The 16,782-nt window shown below is 64.7% G+C and carries 15 protein-coding genes; 4 read left to right on the top strand and 11 right to left on the bottom strand.

Translation table 11 applies throughout. The features are described 5' to 3' along the window. Positions 1-89: 89 nt before the first annotated feature. Positions 90-1,289: a DUF1501 domain-containing protein gene (locus tag ACFZAI_RS23320; RefSeq protein WP_391569121.1), complete on the bottom strand. Its 1,200-nt coding sequence runs from the start codon at positions 1,287-1,289 to the stop codon at positions 90-92. A 9-nt stretch (positions 1,290-1,298) separates the two neighbouring features. Continuing rightward, a complete protein-coding gene (locus tag ACFZAI_RS23325) occupies positions 1,299-2,831 on the bottom strand; it encodes a DUF1800 domain-containing protein (RefSeq protein WP_391569122.1) in 1,533 nt (510 codons plus the stop codon). A 284-nt stretch (positions 2,832-3,115) separates the two neighbouring features. On the opposite strand from ACFZAI_RS23325, the gene ACFZAI_RS23330 reads away from it, so the two are divergent. Further along, on the top strand, positions 3,116-3,448 hold the full coding sequence (locus ACFZAI_RS23330; RefSeq protein ID WP_391569123.1) for a hypothetical protein: 333 nt from the start codon (positions 3,116-3,118) through the stop codon (positions 3,446-3,448). Here ACFZAI_RS23330 and ACFZAI_RS23335 read toward each other — a convergent pair. Beyond that, positions 3,411-5,066 (bottom strand): methyl-accepting chemotaxis protein, encoded by a 1,656-nt coding sequence (locus tag ACFZAI_RS23335; protein ID WP_391569124.1) that lies wholly within the window; start codon positions 5,064-5,066, stop codon positions 3,411-3,413. The genes ACFZAI_RS23330 and ACFZAI_RS23335 overlap by 38 nt on opposite strands. Positions 5,067-5,193: 127 nt before the next feature. Continuing rightward, on the bottom strand, positions 5,194-6,612 hold the full coding sequence (gene phrB, locus ACFZAI_RS23340; protein WP_391569125.1) for a deoxyribodipyrimidine photo-lyase: 1,419 nt from the start codon (positions 6,610-6,612) through the stop codon (positions 5,194-5,196). Positions 6,613-6,980: 368 nt separating this feature from the next. Between phrB and ACFZAI_RS23345 the strand changes: the two genes are divergently transcribed. Then, positions 6,981-8,429 carry a CoA transferase gene (locus ACFZAI_RS23345; RefSeq protein WP_391569126.1) on the top strand — a complete coding sequence of 483 codons (1,449 nt, stop codon included), beginning with the start codon at positions 6,981-6,983 and terminating at the stop codon, positions 8,427-8,429. Positions 8,430-8,477: 48 nt separating this feature from the next. Here the strand turns inward: ACFZAI_RS23345 and ACFZAI_RS23350 are convergent, their stop codons facing one another. The 7 genes from ACFZAI_RS23350 to ACFZAI_RS23380 form a co-directional block, all read right to left on the bottom strand. Further along, the gene (locus ACFZAI_RS23350; protein ID WP_391569127.1) at positions 8,478-9,023 is read right to left on the bottom strand and encodes a peroxiredoxin; all 546 of its coding nucleotides are present in this window, start codon (positions 9,021-9,023) and stop codon (positions 8,478-8,480) included. Between the two features lie 96 nt (positions 9,024-9,119). Further along, positions 9,120-10,469: an adenylate cyclase gene (locus ACFZAI_RS23355; protein WP_391569128.1), complete on the bottom strand. Its 1,350-nt coding sequence runs from the start codon at positions 10,467-10,469 to the stop codon at positions 9,120-9,122. 31 nt (positions 10,470-10,500) lie between these two features. Continuing rightward, complete coding sequence (locus ACFZAI_RS23360) at positions 10,501-10,665, bottom strand: hypothetical protein (protein WP_175168467.1); 165 nt, start codon at positions 10,663-10,665, stop codon at positions 10,501-10,503. A 262-nt stretch (positions 10,666-10,927) separates the two neighbouring features. Continuing rightward, the gene (locus tag ACFZAI_RS23365; RefSeq protein WP_006223360.1) at positions 10,928-11,335 is read right to left on the bottom strand and encodes a DoxX family protein; all 408 of its coding nucleotides are present in this window, start codon (positions 11,333-11,335) and stop codon (positions 10,928-10,930) included. Between the two features lie 201 nt (positions 11,336-11,536). Then, complete coding sequence (gene dbpA / locus ACFZAI_RS23370) at positions 11,537-12,925, bottom strand: ATP-dependent RNA helicase DbpA (RefSeq protein WP_391569129.1); 1,389 nt, start codon at positions 12,923-12,925, stop codon at positions 11,537-11,539. A gap of 194 nt (positions 12,926-13,119) precedes the next feature. After that, entirely contained in the window at positions 13,120-13,887 is a 768-nt protein-coding gene (locus ACFZAI_RS23375) for an IclR family transcriptional regulator (RefSeq protein WP_391569130.1), read from the bottom strand. A 41-nt stretch (positions 13,888-13,928) separates the two neighbouring features. Continuing rightward, positions 13,929-14,660, bottom strand: coding sequence for a GntR family transcriptional regulator (locus tag ACFZAI_RS23380; protein WP_391569131.1), 732 nt, complete (start codon positions 14,658-14,660; stop codon positions 13,929-13,931). 213 nt (positions 14,661-14,873) lie between these two features. Here ACFZAI_RS23380 and ACFZAI_RS23385 point away from each other — a divergent pair, with 213 nt between their 5' ends. Together ACFZAI_RS23385 and ACFZAI_RS23390 are read left to right on the top strand one after the other, a co-directional pair. Beyond that, positions 14,874-15,737, top strand: a complete 864-nt coding sequence (locus ACFZAI_RS23385; RefSeq protein ID WP_391569132.1) for a fumarylacetoacetate hydrolase family protein — start codon at positions 14,874-14,876, stop codon at positions 15,735-15,737. Further along, the gene (locus ACFZAI_RS23390) at positions 15,730-16,728 is read left to right on the top strand and encodes an ornithine cyclodeaminase family protein (RefSeq protein ID WP_391569133.1); all 999 of its coding nucleotides are present in this window, start codon (positions 15,730-15,732) and stop codon (positions 16,726-16,728) included. Before ACFZAI_RS23385 ends, ACFZAI_RS23390 begins: the two co-directional genes overlap by 8 nt. Positions 16,729-16,782: the final 54 nt, after the last annotated feature.

A 16,782-nucleotide genomic window follows, 5' to 3' on the forward strand; every position in this document is an offset into this window, starting at 1 on the left:
CGGGCTACGGTGTCAGGCGCGGGACGCGATTGCGTCAATGCGCCGGATTGCCCGCCGAGTGTAGCCCCTGCGCCCTGACTCCGGGGCGCTTAGACCAGCTTCAAGTCCACGGGCGCAACCCCCGGGAACACTTGCGCCAGCCGCGCCTTGTCCAGCCCGTACAAGCGCGCAAACAGGCCCGCAAAGACGGCGCGGTACTCGTTCAAGACCGGGTAGTCGCGGTCCTGGAACAGGGTGTCGTGGTTGACGGGGACTTGCCGCCCCGCGATGCGCCCGCCATGCACGTTGCCGCCCATCACCCAGTACACCGTGCCGTGACCGTGGTCGGTGCCTTTGTTGCCGTTTTCGCGAAACGTGCGGCCGAATTCGCTGATGACGACGACTGTGGTCTGCTTCCACGCCGGCCCCATCGCGTCCGCATACGCCGCCAGCGCGCGGCCCAGTTGTCCAAGGCGGCCCGCCAATGCTCCCTTGGCCGCGCCCTGGCCTACGTGCGTGTCCCAGCCGCCCACATCGACAAAGCCCAGGTTGTAGCGGTCGGTCATGAAGCGGGCGATGCGGCGCACTTCTTTTTCCAGCTTGTCTGTTGATACGGCATTGCCATTGGCCGCCTGCATTTCGGCATCCAGGTCTTGCCGCGTGGCGCCCATGATGCGCTGCCCTTCGGCCACCGAGGCGTCCAGTTCCGTGTGCTGGTACATCGCTGCGATGGCGCGGTTGTCGGCCTCGCTCAGGCGCGATTTGCGGTTCGCGCCGCCCAGGTCTATGTTGGGAACCCGCGCGTCGCCGCGCAGAATCTGTGGCACGTCGGACGTGAAGGCGGCAGGCTGCGCCGCCGACCCGTTCAGCGTGGCGGTCAGCCGGTTAAGAAAGCCAGAACGGTAATTGCCGCCGCCTTTTTCGCCGCCTCGTCCCAGCTCGATGCTGTTCTGGGTTTCGAAATGGCTGCGGCTCAAGTCGTCCGTGCCTGCAAACGGCACGAAGGCCAGTTGCTTCTTTTGATAGAAGGGCATCAGGCTGTCGGCCAGGGCCGGATGCAGGCCCCAGCCGTCTGACAGCGGCAACGCGGCATCCGCGCCGCTGCCCGGCCGGCCAATGGCGATGCTGGGCCGTGATTCGTAATAGAAGTCGCTGGTGGTGGGCACCAGCAGGCTCGCGGCGTCGTACGCGCCGCGCATGAAAACAACTAGCAGGCGGTTGCCCGATGCGGCGGGCGCGGCGTACAGGCGGCTGCCGCCCAGTAGCAACGGGGCGGCGGCCATCATCTGAAGCAGGCGGCGGCGGTCCATGGGGTTCTCCTAGCGGCGCATGAATTCGGGTGAGGCCAGCAGGTAGGTATTGGCATCTGCGGGCGTTTTGGCTTGCGCGATGGCCTCACGCGTGGCGGGTGCTAGTGTCGTGAACAGGCTTTGTTCGGACGCCGACGCCAGCAGGTTCGGCAGGCGGGGCAGCACAAACGGCTGCGTATCGTCGGGAAGGCGATAAAACCCCTGCGGGGCGGCGGCGATGGTGCGTGCAATTTCAAAGCGCTGCGTCATCTGGCCCGAACCCGACCAGTCAGACATGGCCAGCGGATAGCCATCGGGCGTGGGCCGCTGGTATAGCCCTTGGCCCATCTGGCGCAGGATGGCCATTGCCGCTCTGGGATTACGCACAGGCGGCAAGTCGGCATAGGCCAGGCGCAACGACGAGAACACGTAATGCACCGGGTCCTTGAAGACGCCCGTCTTCAGCGATGCCGTGAATTCTGCCGACGTAAATAGCGTTTGCAGCGTGGCGGCGATATCGCCGTCTTGCGCCAGAAACGTCTTGGCCATCCGGTCGGCCAGCGCGGGCGAGGGCGCATCGCCCACGAAGAACGCCGCCAGTTTGCCGCTGACGAAATGCGCCGTGGCCGGATGGCGCGCCAAGAGGTCAAGGGCGTGGTCCACTTCGGCCAGGCCACCGCCGCGAATCTTCTGGCCTAGAAACACCTTGTCGCCCGGGTCGTGGCGCCCCGGGTGGAACAGGAACACGCCGTCTTGCACCAGTTGGCCACGCAGCTCGGGCTTCACCTTGGGCGGCTTGTCGCTGTTGTGCACGCCCAGCCCGGTCAGGATGCGGGCCAGTTCCTGCACATCGGTCTGCGTGTAGCCGCCCTTGACGCCCAGCGTGTGCAGCTCCATCAATTCACGCGCGTAGTTCTCGTTGATATGCCCAACGGTGTTGCGCGTGTTGTCCAGGTAAACCAGCATGGCGGGCGACCGGGTGGTGGCGCGCAACATGTCGCGGAAATTCCCCAGCGCATGCGGGCGGATGGCGCGCGCTTCGTACTGGGGCAGATAGGTGCCGACGTCGTTCTTGCCGGCAAAGACATTGAAATGGTTCATCCAGAACCACGTCATCTGTTCCTGCAACTGATTCGGCGAATACAGCGCGCGCCAAATCGTGCGGTACGCGGTCTCGTCGGCGCGATCCCGCGAAATCGCCCGTGCTTCGCGCTGCGCTTTTTGCTTGGCCTCGGCATCCAGTTCGCGCGCGTCTTGGCGGATCTTGCGCTGCCGGGCCTGCGCATCTTGTTCAGACTCGTGATTGATCGACAAGTCGTTGATGCGTTGCTGCACCTCAGCGGGCAAGGCTGCGTGGGCGTCGGGATGCAGCTGGCGATGCAGATATGCGTCGGCGCCCAGCTCGTGGATGCGCGCAAGCTCAGATGGCGTGGCGCCCCAGGTGATGCGGTTGACCAGCGCTGCGTCATGCGCGGCGTTGCCGGCCGACTTGGGGGGATTCCCGCCGGGCGGCTGCGCCAGCGCGCGGGTGGCGGGCGGCAGCCACAGCAGCAGCGGCAACATTGACGAGCGCAGCAAAGACCGGCGAAGCGCAGAGGGGCGCGTAAGCATCATCGAAACTACACCTTTTTCATCGGGCGGCAACGTGGGGCGATAGGCAGTGTGACAGCATCATCGCGCAAGCGTTCGCTGCCGTGCGCATCTTGAAACGCAAGGAAACCGTTGCGTCAGCGGGCCGGCAGCAGGCGCGTAAGCATATCCCGGCACGCGCCGGGGCCATTGCCGCCGTGACGGCGGCGCCGTCCTATCATGGCGTTCACTATTTGCAGACTACCGGGAGCCCGCGCATGGAAGGAATGATTGATCGCCTGGAAGGGATGCTTGCCAAAGGCACCGACAACATGCTGTTGCGGTTTTCGCTGGGCAAGGCCTACGCCGAGCAGGATTGCTTTCGCGAAGCTGAAACGCATCTGCGCGCGGCGCTGGCGTTTGACCCCGCGTACTCGGTCGCGTGGAAATGGCTGGGCAAGGCCTGCCTGGGCTTGGGTGACAAAGCGGGCGCGCGCGCCGCGTGGGACAGCGGGCTGAAGGCGGCCCAGGCGCGCGGCGACAAGCAGGTCGAAAAAGAACTACAAGTCTTCATCAAGCGGCTGGATAAGGAAGCTGCCGCGCAAGGCTGAGGGGGCGGGCCGGTTGCTCGGGGGCGCTGCCGCCCACTCTGAACACCTCAATCGCGTGACGCAACTGTGCGCCGCGCGTGCGCAGATTGTCTACCGCCAGCGCGGCTTGTTCCACGCGCGCGGCATTGCGTTGCGCCGCATTGTCCGTTTCCGAAATGGTGCGGCTGACGTTGTCGATGCCCGTGTGCTGCTCGGTGGATGTGGCCGCAATCTCGTTCATGATCTGCGTCACCTGCTGCACCGACGCCACAATGTCCAGCATCGCTTCGCCCGCACGTTCCACATGCCGCACGCCGTCGTTGACGCGTTCGTTGGACGCTTCGATCAGCGCCTTGATTTCGCGGGCGGCCGTAGCGCTTTTCTGCGCCAGGCTGCGCACTTCGGTCGCCACCACCGCAAAGCCCTTGCCGGCTTCGCCCGCCCGCGCGGCTTCCACTGCGGCGTTCAGCGCCAGGATGTTGGTTTGGAACGCGATGCCGTCAATGATGCCCACCACTTCCGCAATGCGTGATGAGCTTTCCACGATGCCGTGCATGGCGGCCGTGGCGTCGTGCACCACCTGGCCACCGCGTTTGGCCACATCCGACGCCTGGTTTGCCATTTGATCCGCGCCCAGCGCGTTCGACGCATTCAGCTTCACCGTGGCGGCCAATTGCTCCATGCTGGCCGCGGCCTCTTCCAGCGAAGCCGCCTGGCGTTGCGTGTGGGCGGACAAATCTTCGTTGCCGTCGGCAATTTCGGCGGCGGAGTGCAAGGCGCTTTCGATGCCGTTGTGTACGTCGCGCGTAATGCTGACCAGGCTTTTGCGCATCACTTCCAACGAGAACTTCAGCGCGCCGATCTCATCGCGCAAGCTGGCAGGCGGCATGGCCGTGCTGAGGTTGCCGGCGGCGATCTGCCGCGTGAAGTCGGTGGCCGTCACCAGCAAGCCCGTGATCGACCGCGCAAAGCCCCAGCCCGACGCGAATATCAGCACCACGCCCGCGGCCAGCGCGCCCGCCGCCATGGCGAGTTCTTCGGGCGGCAGACGGTCAATCATCCCGTACAGCGCGACGCCGCCCGCGCCTAGAAAGAGGGTGGACGCCAGCATCGCCCAGGCCAGCATGCGTGAACGCACGCCGGTCAGGCGCCAGAATTTCAGCCGCGCCAGCACCCCCATCAGCCCGGTGGGCCGCGCTTGGCCGCGATGCAGGCGCACGTTGCGCGTGGTGCCGTTGCGTATTTGCGCGTAAAGATCCTCGGCCGCATCAATTTGTTCTTGAGTGGGTTTGACGCGCACCGACGCATAACAGACCGTGACGCCGCGTTCGATGATGGGCGTGACGTTGGCCAGCACCCAGTAATAGCCGCCGTCTTTGCGGCGGTTCTTGACGACGCCCGTCCAGGATTCCCCACGCTGGATGGTGCGCCACAGGTCTTCGAAGGCCGCCTCCGGCATGTCGGGGTGGCGCACGATGTTGTGCGCCGCGCCCACCAGTTCTTCGCGTGCAAACCCACTGACTTCCACGAACGCAGGGTTGGCGTAGATGATGCGGCCACGGGCGTCGGTGCGGGAGATCAGGTACTGCTCGTCGTGCAGCGTGTATTCCTTGTCGTAAACCGGCTGATTGTTGCGCATGCGTCTGTCGTCCTGTGATGGGCGGGGGGCGAGTTGCAGCCGGGCATCATCGGGGAGGGGGGCGTGCGCAGGGTTGATCTACATCAAAATATTGGGACGTTATGCAAAACGTAAATCGGGCGGCGGGTCACGCGGCGGGCAAATTGCCAAACGCTTCCAATGCGCGCAGCCGGCTTTGCGCCAGATCCACAATGGCCGTGGGGTAGCCGGCCGCCGCGCGTTCCATCGGGCTGGGGTCATGAATGGCCTGGTCGTCCAGATGCGCCAGCTCGGGCAGCCATTCGCGCAGGAACGCCCCGCGCGGATCGAAACGTCGCGATTGCGATAGCGGATTGAACACGCGGAAGTAAGGCACGGCATCGGCCCCGGTGGACGCGCTCCATTGCCAGCCGCCATTGTTTGCCGCCAGGTCGCCATCCACCAGGTGCTGCATGAACCAGGCTTCGCCCAGCCGCCAATCGATCAACAGGTTTTTCGACAGGAACATGGCCGTTACCATGCGCAGGCGGTTATGCATCCAGCCCAGCGCCAGCAGTTGCCGCATGGCGGCGTCGACGATGGGGATGCCGGTTTTCCCCTGTTGCCACGCCTGCAAGTCGGTAGGCGCATCGCGCCATGGCACGGCGGCGGTCTCCGGTTTCATGGGCTGGTGCATCGACAACGACGGGAAGGCGGCCAGCAGATGCTGATAGAACTCGCGCCACAGCAGTTCGTTGATCCAGGTGGCGGCGCCCGCCTTGCCGCTGTCCAGCTCGCCGTGGTTGGCGGCCAGCGCCGCGCGCAGCGCCTGGCCGGGCGACAGCACGCCCGCCGCCAGGTACGGCGACAGGCAACTGGTGCCCGGCAACGACGGAAAATCACGTTCGTCTTTGTAGGCGTCGATGACGCCATCGGCAAAGGCTTCCAGCCGGTCGCTGGCGGCGGCTTCGCCCGCCGGCCATAGCGCGCGGATGGCCTCACTGGCAGGCGCAAAGCCGTCGAACGCCTCCGGCAGCGGGTCGGCCTTCCAGGCGGGCGGCGTCTGCGCCTTGGGCGGGGGCAGGGCGCGCAACGGGGCGCTGCGCAAACGCTCGCGGCAGGTGCGCGCATACGGCGTGTAGACGCGGTAGCACTCACCCTTGCCCGTCAGCACCGTGCCGGGGCGCAGCAGCGACGCGCCATGGTGCAAGGTCCAGTCCACGCCCATCTCGGCCAGCGCAATGCCCACGGCCGCATCGCGGCGGCGTTCATTGATGGCCCATTCCGTGTTGGCATGAACCTGGGCAATGTCGTGCTGCTTGCAGAACGCGGCAATGGCGTCGGGCGCGTGGCTCCAGTCATCAACGGTCAGCAGCTTCAAGGGGATGCCGATGCCGCCTAGATCGCGCTGCAATTCGCGCAGGTTGCGCAGCCAGAAATCCACCTTGGCCGGTGCGTCATCATGCTGGCGCCATTGCGCGGGTGACGCGATGAACAGCGCCGTTACCGTGCCGTTTTCAGCGGCGGCGGCAAGCGCCGGATTGTCGTGCATGCGCAGGTCGGTGCGGAGCCAGAGCAGCGTATTCATGAAGGGCGATCCAGGGCGTGGGTAAGGGCAGGCGGCAGCGCTATCAATGCGCTGTCCCGGCGTTTTTCATTGAGGCTGGCATTCTATCTTGGCGCCGCGCGTGGAAGACGATGTAAAAACTACGAGTAGATGTGACGGCCGCGTGGGCGCAATTCGCTCGTCATACCGCTGCAAAGATGGACCTTATGGTTTGCGTCAGCCGCCCGCTGCCCCGGGCGCGGGCGGCTGACCCGCTTTCCCTGCAAAGCGTGTCCGGCGCGGTGCGCAGGGCGGTCAAACCATGAAACACGCTGAGCTCATATACGTATTGACGCGCTATGCGCCCGCGCCATGTAATTCATTCAACGACTAGAGCAAAGTTGAACGCTATGGGAAATCTGATGGATTTACGCCCGTCCTTTCTACGGGGACGCACACCCGCCAGCAAGACGTCTCGCGACGTTCTGCAGAAACTCTGGCGTTCATTCGATTTGCCGGACGAATCGCTTGAGCATGTGCTGTTGACCGGCGCCGACCCCGTGCTGCCGTCTTCATTTGCCGTGGGCGCAGCGGCGCAGTCCAGCATGGCGGCGGCTGCAATGGCGGCCGCCGAGCTCTGGCATCTGCGCGGTGGCGCGCGTCAGCAGGTCAGCGTCGACATGCTGCACGCCGCCCAGGAATGCCGCAGCCACTTCACCATCAACGGCGTGACCCCCAACCCCTGGGACCCGATCAGCGGCTTGTACCGCTGCGGCGATGGCGGCTGGGTGCGCATCCATGCCAACTTCGCGCATCACCGGGATGGGGCGCTGGCCTTGCTGGGATGCCCGATTGGCGAAGACACCACGCGCGAAACCGTAGAGCTTGCGTTGTCCCGCTGGAAAGCCACTGACTTCGAGCAGGTGGCCGCGGATGCCGGCATGGTGGTGGCCGCCATGCGCAGCTTTGACGACTGGGACCGCCACGGCCAGGGCCAGGCCATTGCGGCGCAACCGTTGATGACGATCGAACGCATCGGTGAGGCCGACCCCCGGCCCTTGCCGAAGCTGGGGCACGACGCCCGGCCGCTGAAGGACATTCGCGTGCTGGACCTGACGCGCATCATCGCTGGCCCCGTGTGCGGCCGCGCGCTGGCGGCCTATGGCGCCGACGTGATGCTCGTGAATTCGCCGAACTTGCCCAACATTGACAACATTATCGACACCAGCCGCGGCAAGCTGTCCGTGCTGGCCGACCTGGACACGGCGGATGGCCGCATCGCGCTGGGCAACCTGCTGCGCAGCGCGCACGTGTTCGTGCAGGGCTATCGCCCGGGCGGGCTGGCGGCGCTGGGTTTTGGCCCCGAGGACGCCGCAAGAATTCGCCCTGGCATCGTCTATGTGTCGCTGACGGCGTACGGCAATGCCGGGCCGTGGGCCAACCGCCGGGGCTTTGACTCCCTGGTGCAGACGGCCACGGGCTTTAATCACGCCGAAGCGCAAGCCGCGGGGCAGGAAGCGCCCAAGCCCTTGCCGATGCAGATTCTGGATCACGCGTCCGGCTACTTGATGGCGTTTGGCGCGCAAGTGGCGCTGGCGCGGCAGGCCACCGAAGGCGGCAGCTGGCATGTGCGCGTGTCATTGGCGCAAACAGCGCATTGGCTGCGCAGCCTGGGCCGGGTGGATGGCGGGTTGAGCTGTAAGATGCCCGGCTTTGATGGCTTGCTGGAAACCGAACCCTCGGGTTTTGGCGAGCTTGTGGCCGTGCGCCATGCCGCCCAGTTTTCCGAAACGCCGGCGCGTTGGACGCGTCCGTCCAGCCCGCCCGGCTCGCATCCCACCGTCTGGCCATTCAACTGAATCACGGCCGGGCCGCGACGGCCCGGCCGCAGCCTTTGGCGATCCGATCTATTGCTTGGCCTTCCAGTCGCGCAATGCGCGCATGGTGTTGGCTACGTGCGACTCGGGGTTCATGTCCGTGAATTCATACAGGATCTTGCCTTGCGGCGAGATCACGTATGACACGCGCTGCGCGAAGTCCGGGCGCTTGTCGTGCACGGCGTCATAGGCCTTCATGATCTTGCCGTCGCCGTCGGCGGCCACCGCGAACTTGCTGCGGCATTCGCTGACCGAGAACTTGTTGAGCGTGTCGATGTTGTCGGTGGACACGCCGATGACGGTTGCGCCCAATGTCTTGTATTCGTCCGTGGCCTCGGCGAAGTTGTGCGCTTCAATCGTGCAGCCTTTCGAAAAGGCGGCGGGGAAGAAATACAGCACGACCGGGCCTTGCTTGAGCGCCTCGTTCAATTTGAAGGTGAAGACATTACCGCCCAGCGACGCCTGCGTGCTGAAGTCAGGCGCGGGCGCGCCGACATTCAGGGCGGCGTGAGCCGACGTGGCGGCCAGCAGGCCGCAGAACATCAAGCAGGGGGCAAGGCGCTTCAGGCGGTTCATGGGTGTCTCCAATAAGTCGATCAATGCTGCGGCGGGTTGCGGCAAGACGCCTACTGTAGTCCTGCCGCTACTACGGGTCCAGTGCAGGGGGCTCGTTCAGTCGCGATTCGGTCCGCCCCGGCCATCGTTGCCCCGCGGCCCATCGCGGCCCAGTTGCTGAGCGGCTTTCGGCTGTTGTTGTTGCTGTTCGCGCGCTTGTTGCTGACGCTGCTGTTGTTGTTGCTGCTGCTGTTGCTGCTGATGTTCACGGTTCAATTGCTGGGCGGCATTTTGGTGCTGCTGTTCGCGCGCCTGTTGCTGGCGCTGCTGCTGTTGCTGCTGTTGCTGTTGATCTCGGGCTAGCTGTTGGCGGGCTTGCTGCTGTTGCTGCTGATCGCGCATTTGTTGATCGCGAGCTTGTTGCTGGCGCGCCTGATCCTGCTGCTGCCGTTGCAGGTCTCGCGCCTGTTGCTGCTGTTGCTGACGTTGCTGCTGCTGCTGCTGCTGCTGCTGCTGGTCTCTGTCCTGCTGCTGACGCGACAGTTGATCCCGGGCCAGTTGGTCACGCGCCTGCGGCGGGCGGGCCTGTTGTTGCGCCTGCTGATCCCGCTGTTGATTGCGCCACTGTTCTTGCTGTTGATCCCGCTGTTGCCGGGTCTGCCCGTCGCGCGACAACTGCTGCGCGGCGTTCTGCGGCGGCCGACCATTACCCGGATGGTCCACAAACGCTTGCGGCGGGCGCCCTTTGTTCTGGTCATAGAACTGCGCGCGGTTGTTTCCGGCGTCGCGGATAAAGCCGCGCTGCATGTCGGTGGGCGGCGCGTGCCGGTCGTTGCGGGCCGCCAATTCGCGCGGGTCCGCCGCACGGCGGATGCCATCCGGGCCGCCGTGATAGCTCACCCGCCGGTTGTCGACGTTGTTGATGACGACGTTGTGGTTGTAGACGTTGGTGACGCGCGTCACGTTCACGTTCGTGACGGAACGGTTGTAGTAGAAGCGGTCGCGCTTCCAATAGCCGCCCACATAGCCCAACCCGACATAGCCGAAGCCGTAATTGATGCCGCCGTAGAACCCCACATGAGGCCCCCAATAGCCGGGGCTCCATACATACAGCCCGTTGGTGAAGCTCCAGTAGCCGGGCGTCCAGAGCGCGCCCGTGTAGGGGGCCAGCACCCAGGCGCCAGGCACCCAGAAAAAGCCGTAGCGGTTGCGGCTCCAATAGCCTGGCACCCACATGTAGCCGTCGGCGGGCGCTGGCGGCTGCACGTAGACGGGCAGCGGCGGCGGCGGTTCGGGGCTGCGGTCCACCAGCGCCAGGTTGGCGTTGGCGGGGTCGCCATTGTCATAGACGGGCGCGGCGGGCGGCGGGGGCGGCGCATAGGTCTGCGCCGCCGCGCTGGCGCCGACAGCCAGCAGCACGACGGCGGCCAAGGGTTGCAAACGGGAAATCCGGGCTAAGGATGTCATGGCAGTTCCTCATCGCATCCGATGCGAGGGCTCAATATCCGCGGTAGTAATAATGCGGCGCGGGATACGCGGGGTAGTAGTAGTGCGGCGTGTAATAAACCGGCGCGGGGCGATAGTACGCCGGCCGGGCCGGCACCACCACACAACCGGTCAACGAACTGGCCATCACCAGCATCAGCAGCAGACTCTTTTTCATTTCGGTAACTCCCAACCTTGCGCCAGGCGTGGCTCACGCCCTTGGTGCGCTGGTAAGGATTAGGCCATACCAACAGGCAGGTAGTTCTTCGTTGTAATCGTTCCGAAACAGCTTTCGCGTGACCGATGTTTGCGCGGGCGTGACCGCCCATGTCGTTGGTATCAATCCTTGCTGAAAAAGCAACGGGGCCGCCTGAGCGACCCCGTTGTCTGGTATCACTTGGCGTCGTGTTGTGTCACGGCGCCAAGCTCCGCCCAAGCTTTTAGTTCCAGCGGCCGCCGTTGCCAGCCAGGCTGAAACGGCCCGCGCCCATGAAGGCGATGGCCAGCGCGGTAAAGAGGAACATGCCTTGCAGCTCCAGCGCCCAGCCACCGGTGTTGGTGATGGTGCCAAGCTGGCCGGTGTGCGCCAGCAAGATCGCCACCACCATATTGATGGCGATGATCAGGCCGCCCAAGCGGGTGTAGACGCCGATGATGAGCAGCACGGGGGCGATGATTTCGCCCACATACACGCCATAAGCCAAAAAGCCGGGCAGGCCATGGGACGACAGCATGCCGCTGATGCCCGTGACGCCGCCGCCCATCAGTTTGGACAGGCCGTGAAGCAAAATCAGAATGCCGAGGGTCAGGCGCAGGATCAGCTTGCCGGTATCGTCGGACTTGATCATGGTGAGTTTCTCTTGTGATGGTTAAGGGGACAGCGGCTCGTTGGAGCACGCCGTTAACCTTTGGTTCCGCGTCCTGGCCCCCGCCGTTTGGGCGGCGGCCAGATCAGCCGGGGCCATTATGGCAAAACCCAAGCAAAATCATCAAGCTATCGCCAGCAAAGGGCGATGGCAGGCATGAACATATTCCTGCCTGAGCTGAAATCAAAACTCTTCGAGGAACCGCATGCGAAAGCGGCGGCCCTTGATGTTGCTGTTGGACACCCGCGAAAACACCTGCTTGGCGATCTGGCGGTCAAGTGCCACATAGGAATTGAATTCCGTGATGTTGATCTTGCCGACTTGTTCGAACGTCAGGCCGCCATCCCCCGTCAGCGCGCCCAGCAGGTCGCCCGGACGCAACTTGTCTTTCTTGCCGCCCTGAATGCACAGCGTGACCATCGGGGCGCGCAACGGGCGGTCGGCCTTGGGCTTGAGCGACTTGATGTCGCCCCACTTCAAGGGCGAGCCCTGGTATTGCTCAACCAGGTTGGCCCAGCGCATTTCATCGGGCGAGCACAGGCTCAGCGCCAGGCCTTTTTGATCACCGCGGCCGCTGCGGCCGATGCGGTGCACATGGACTTCAGTGTCTTTTGTGACGTCGACGTTGATGACCGCGCCCAGGTTCGAGATGTCCAGGCCACGCGCGGCCACGTCGGTGGCGACGAGCACGGCGCAGCTCTGGTTGGCGAACTGGATCAGGATTTCATCGCGTTCGCGTTGTTCAAGATCGCCGTTCAAGGCTTGCGCGCTGATGCCGTCGGCTTGCAGGCGTTCAACCAGGTCATGGCTGCGAATCTTGGTATTGCAGAACGCCAGTGTCGACACGGGGCGGAAATGCGCCAGCAGACGGGCCACGGCGTCCAGGCGGTCTTTGCCGTCGATCTCGTAGAAGATCTGTTCGATGCGGCTGGCGTCGTGCTGCGCTTCCACCTTGACCTCGGCGGGGTTGCGCAAAAAGCGCGCGCTGAGCTTGCGGATGTTGTCGGGGTAGGTGGCCGAGAACAGTAGCGTCTGGCGCTTGGCGGGGCAGTGCGACGCAATGGCCACGATGTCGTCGTAGAAGCCCATGTCGACCATGCGGTCGGCTTCGTCCAGCACCAGCGTCGTCAAGCCAGCCAGGTCCAGGCTGCCGCGTTCCAGGTGGTCTTGAATGCGGCCAGGCGTACCCACCACCAGATGCGCGCCGCGCGCGAGCGATTCCGCCTGCGGGCGGGCGGCCGCGCCGCCGCACAGGGTCAGAATCTTGACGTTGGGGATCAGGCGCGCCAGACGGCGCAGTTCTTGCGCTACCTGGTCAGCCAGTTCGCGCGTGGGGCAAACCAGCAGCGCTTGCGGCGTCAGCCGGGCGGTGTCCAGCTTTTGCAGCACGCCCAGGCCAAACGCCGCGGTCTTGCCGCTGCCGGTCTTGGCTTGCGCAATGATGTCGCGGCCTTCCAGGATAAGCGGCAGGCTTTGCGCCTGGATGGGCGTCATTTGCTCGAACCCCAGGCTTTGCAGGTTGTCGAGCAGGGCGGGCAAGAGGGGCAGGGTGGAGAAGGGCGTGTTGGTCACAATAGAGCGGATCGCAAAATCCGCGAAAAACGGAATCGACCGACAGTGTAAGCCCTGGCATGCATTCGCCGCTGCATTCACCCCTGTGTTCGCCGCTGCGGGCGGCGCGCCTTCTGCATGCAAGTCGCGCGTAGGGGGCCAAATAATTGGGGACGCACAAGGCATCAACCCCGCGCGCCGCCATGTCGGCTGCGTCAGGCCGTATCCTCTTGCGGCTCGTACGTGCCGGCCAACGCGTGGGCAGCCTCTTGCATGCGTGGCAGCCAGGCCCGCGCGCCATCAATCGACAAGCGAGCAACCGGCGCATGCAAGGCTACGGCGGCGATCACGCGTGCGCCATGCACAATAGGCACCGCCATGCACACGATGCCCAACAGAAATTCTTCGCGGTCAAAGCTTGCGCCTTCTTTCTTGATGGTGCGCAGTTCCTGTTCCAGCGACGCCACATCGCACAAGGTGTTTGGCGTATAGCGGGGCAAGGGGGCGGCGGCCAGCAGACGGGCGCGCGCTTCGCGCCGCATGTGCGCCAGAAACAGCTTGCCGCTGGCCGAACAATGCAGCGGCACGCGCGACCCGGTCTGCAGGTTCACGCGCAGCGGCCACGCGGTTTCCACTCGATCCAGATAGATGACCTCGTCGCCATCCAGCATGGTGCAGTTGCAGGTTTCGCCGATTGCATCGACCAAGCTGTCCAGGATGCGATGGCGCTCGCCGCGCAGCGGGGAATTCAGCAGCGTCTCGCGCGCCAAAGCACTAAGCCGCGGGCCGCTGACATAGCTCTTGCCGGCAGGCTCGCGCAGCAGCATGCCGGCATCGACCAAACGCGTCAGGATGCGCAGCACCGACGGTTTCGGCAAACCGGTGGCGTCGGTCAAGGCGGCCAACGACACGGGGCTTTCAGATCGGGCGACCTGTTCCAGCAAGGTCAACGCCCGCAAGGCGGCGGAGGATTCGTCTTTCATCTTTCAGGGGGTGAAAGTGATCGGATGGGGAAGCAGACAACTCACGCGCCATCATCGCTCAGCAACGGCCGCGCGCATAGCGCGCCACGCAACGACTCCAGCAGCACCCGCTTGTTTTCGCGGCTGCGATACGCGTGTTCGCGCATCAGGTTTTCGGCGCGCACGGCTTCGCGCCGGGTGATGGCGCGCAGCAGGTCTTCGTGGTCGGCTTGCGCGCGCAGCACAAATGGCGTTTCCAGCAGCGACGGGGTCGACGGCAGCGTCAGCGCGGCGGGGCCGGCAAGCGGGGTCTTGTTGTTGTGTTCCAGTGCGGACAGCAGGGCGCGATTGCCGGCGGCTTCGCACAGAATTTCGTGAAACCGGCGGTTGATCTGGCCCCAGGCGCGCGCGTCCACGGTGGTGTTGGGGTCGCGCCGCGCGGGGGCCAGCAAAGCGCGTCCTTCCTCTACCGCTGCCGACAGCGCATCCAGCACGTCTTGCGGCGCGCCGCGCTCGGCCAGCAGGCGGGCGGCCATGCCCTCCAGCACGCCGCGCACATCCACGGCGTCGCCAATCTCTTCCACCGTAAAGGCGCGGACCCGGAACCCCCGCGAGGGCAGGCGTTCCAGCAGGCCTTCTTTTTCCAGCTCGGTCAGCGCAATGCGCAGCGGCGTGCGTGACACGCCCAGGCGCGCGGAAAACTGCAATTCCACCACGCGTTCCCCGGGCTGCAACGCACCGGAAAGCACCATGTCCCGAAGTTCGGAAATAACTTTGTCGATCTGAGCGGCCATAGCGTGGCAGGGGCTGAATAGGGTCGGAAGGGTTCTCAGTGTACCTAGAAAATTGCATGCAATACGCCAAAAAATAGATCTTCCTGTCTTGCGATTTGTCAAAATTGCATGCAATAATTCGGAAAAACAGCGATGCAAGGCGTTTTAAGCCTTGAAATGCATGCAAAGACGCAAGGTATTGCATGCCATTGAGCCGCAAGCACAGGAGACAACATGAAGCTCATCAGCTTCGTTGAGGCAGGCCGCCCCGGTTGGGGCGTGGTGCGTGACGCAAACGTCGTGGTGCTGACTCCGGTCTGGCCTGACGTGATGACGGCGTTGACGGCGGGCGTGGACCAGATTGCGCAAGCGGCCGACGTGCCGGGTGCGCCCTGTACGCCCTTGGCCGGACTGCAATGGCTGCCGCCCATCCCCGCGCCGCGCAAGATTCTGTGCGTGGGCCTGAATTACGGACGGCATGTGGCCGAAGCGGGGCGTGAACTGCCGGCGCATCCGTCGTTGTTCGCCCGCTTTGCGGACAGCGTGGTCGGGCACCGCGAAGCCGTCTGGAAGCCGCGCGTCTCCGACCGGTTCGATTACGAAGGCGAACTGGCGGTGGTCATCGGCCGGGGCGGACGCCACATTCCCGCAAGCGAGGCGTTATCCCACGTGGCCGGCTACACCTGCATGGCCGAGAACTCGGTGCGCGACTTTCAAAAGCACAACGCGCAAGTCACGCCGGGCAAGAACTTCGAGCGCAGTGGCGCGATTGGCCCGTGGCTGGTCACCGCTGACGACATTGGCGACCCCGCGCGGCTACGCGTCATCAGCCGCTTGAACGGCGAGGTGATGCAAGACGGCGACGTGTCCGACCTGATCTTCCCCATCCCCGAACTGATTGCCTACATCAGCACATTCACGCCCTTATCGCCGGGCGACGTCATCGCAACCGGCACGCCGGAAGGCGTGGGCTCCAGCCGCAAGCCGCCGCGCTTCATGGCGGCCGGCGACACGCTGGAAGTCGAGATTCCTGGCATTGGAACGCTGATCAACACGGTGGCGGACGAACCCGCCCAACAAGGAGCTGCGCATGGCTGACGCGCTGCGGTATCTGACGGAACGGGACGTGGTCTCGGTGCTGAACATCCATCGCGCCATTGATGCGCTGCAAGACATGCTGGTGGCGCAAGCCCGTGACCAGGCGCGCAACCTGCCCAAGACGCTTGCCACGTGGGGCGACGGCAGCTCGATGCATGCATTGGGTTCCGTGCAAACGGGTGCAGGCGGATACGCCGGTTTCAAGACCTGGGTGCACACGAAGGCGGGCGGCGGTTCGTTGTTCAGTTTGTTCGATGCCGCCACGGGCGCCTTGCGCGCCATCATTGAAGCGCGCGCGCTGGGCATGTTGCGCACGGCGGCCATCAGCGGCGTGGCCACGCGAGCACTCGCCCCGCAAGACGCGACGCGTGCTGCGCTGGTGGGCACCGGCCCGCAAGCGGTCACGCAATTGGCGGCCTTGGCTGCGGTGCGTGATCTGCGTCAGGTGCGGGTGTACAGCCCCACGCCGGAAAAGCGCCGCGCGTTCGTGGCGAATGTGGCGGGCAAATATGCGTTCGACATCCAGGAGTCGCCCAGCCTGGAGCACGCGTTGGCCGGCGCCGAGATCGTCACGCTGATCACGCGCGCCGTTGAGCCTTTCGTGGATGCGGCGCTGCTGGCGGATTGCCGGCACTTGAACGCCGTGGGCGCGATCTTGCCGTCCAAAGCCGAGTTTGCGCAAGACGTGTTCACGCTGGCTGACCGTGTGGTGGTGGACGACCTGGAGAACGCGCGCAAGGGGTCGCGCGAACTGCGCGAACGCTATGGCGCCGACGCCGCGCCGTGGACCGATGTTGCCGTGCTGGGCCAACTGCTGGCGCAAGGCGAAGCGCGGCCGCTTCAGGCGCGGCTGACGATTTTCAAGGGCATGGGCATGGGCCTGTCCGACCTGGCGATGGCCCGCGTGGTGTTTGAGCACGCACGCGAGCATGGCTTGGGTATCGAGCTCGCCCCCCAAACCCGCGAGAACCTGCTGCTGGCGCAGCCCTGAACCGCATTCAATCAACAGACACAGCCGGCCGGCAGCGCCGGCGGCAAGAGGAGA

This window comes from Achromobacter sp. NPDC008082, from assembly GCF_042957345.1.
Classification (GTDB): domain Bacteria; phylum Pseudomonadota; class Gammaproteobacteria; order Burkholderiales; family Burkholderiaceae_B; genus Achromobacter; species Achromobacter kerstersii_A.

Coding starts and splice junctions, on each gene's coding strand:
- ACFZAI_RS23380 (WP_391569131.1), bottom strand. CDS start 14,660: ATGGCCGCTCAGATCGACAAAGTTATTTCCGAACTTCGGGACATGGTG.
- ACFZAI_RS23345 (WP_391569126.1), top strand. CDS start 6,981: ATGGGAAATCTGATGGATTTACGCCCGTCCTTTCTACGGGGACGCACA.
- ACFZAI_RS23365 (WP_006223360.1), bottom strand. CDS start 11,335: ATGATCAAGTCCGACGATACCGGCAAGCTGATCCTGCGCCTGACCCTC.
- ACFZAI_RS23385 (WP_391569132.1), top strand. CDS start 14,874: ATGAAGCTCATCAGCTTCGTTGAGGCAGGCCGCCCCGGTTGGGGCGTG.
- ACFZAI_RS23360 (WP_175168467.1), bottom strand. CDS start 10,665: ATGAAAAAGAGTCTGCTGCTGATGCTGGTGATGGCCAGTTCGTTGACC.
- ACFZAI_RS23350 (WP_391569127.1), bottom strand. CDS start 9,023: ATGAACCGCCTGAAGCGCCTTGCCCCCTGCTTGATGTTCTGCGGCCTG.
- ACFZAI_RS23330 (WP_391569123.1), top strand. CDS start 3,116: ATGGAAGGAATGATTGATCGCCTGGAAGGGATGCTTGCCAAAGGCACC.
- ACFZAI_RS23355 (WP_391569128.1), bottom strand. CDS start 10,469: ATGACATCCTTAGCCCGGATTTCCCGTTTGCAACCCTTGGCCGCCGTC.
- ACFZAI_RS23390 (WP_391569133.1), top strand. CDS start 15,730: ATGGCTGACGCGCTGCGGTATCTGACGGAACGGGACGTGGTCTCGGTG.
- ACFZAI_RS23325 (WP_391569122.1), bottom strand. CDS start 2,831: ATGTTGCCGCTGCTGCTGTGGCTGCCGCCCGCCACCCGCGCGCTGGCG.
- ACFZAI_RS23375 (WP_391569130.1), bottom strand. CDS start 13,887: ATGAAAGACGAATCCTCCGCCGCCTTGCGGGCGTTGACCTTGCTGGAA.
- ACFZAI_RS23320 (WP_391569121.1), bottom strand. CDS start 1,289: ATGGACCGCCGCCGCCTGCTTCAGATGATGGCCGCCGCCCCGTTGCTA.
- phrB (WP_391569125.1), bottom strand. CDS start 6,612: ATGAATACGCTGCTCTGGCTCCGCACCGACCTGCGCATGCACGACAAT.
- ACFZAI_RS23335 (WP_391569124.1), bottom strand. CDS start 5,066: ATGCGCAACAATCAGCCGGTTTACGACAAGGAATACACGCTGCACGAC.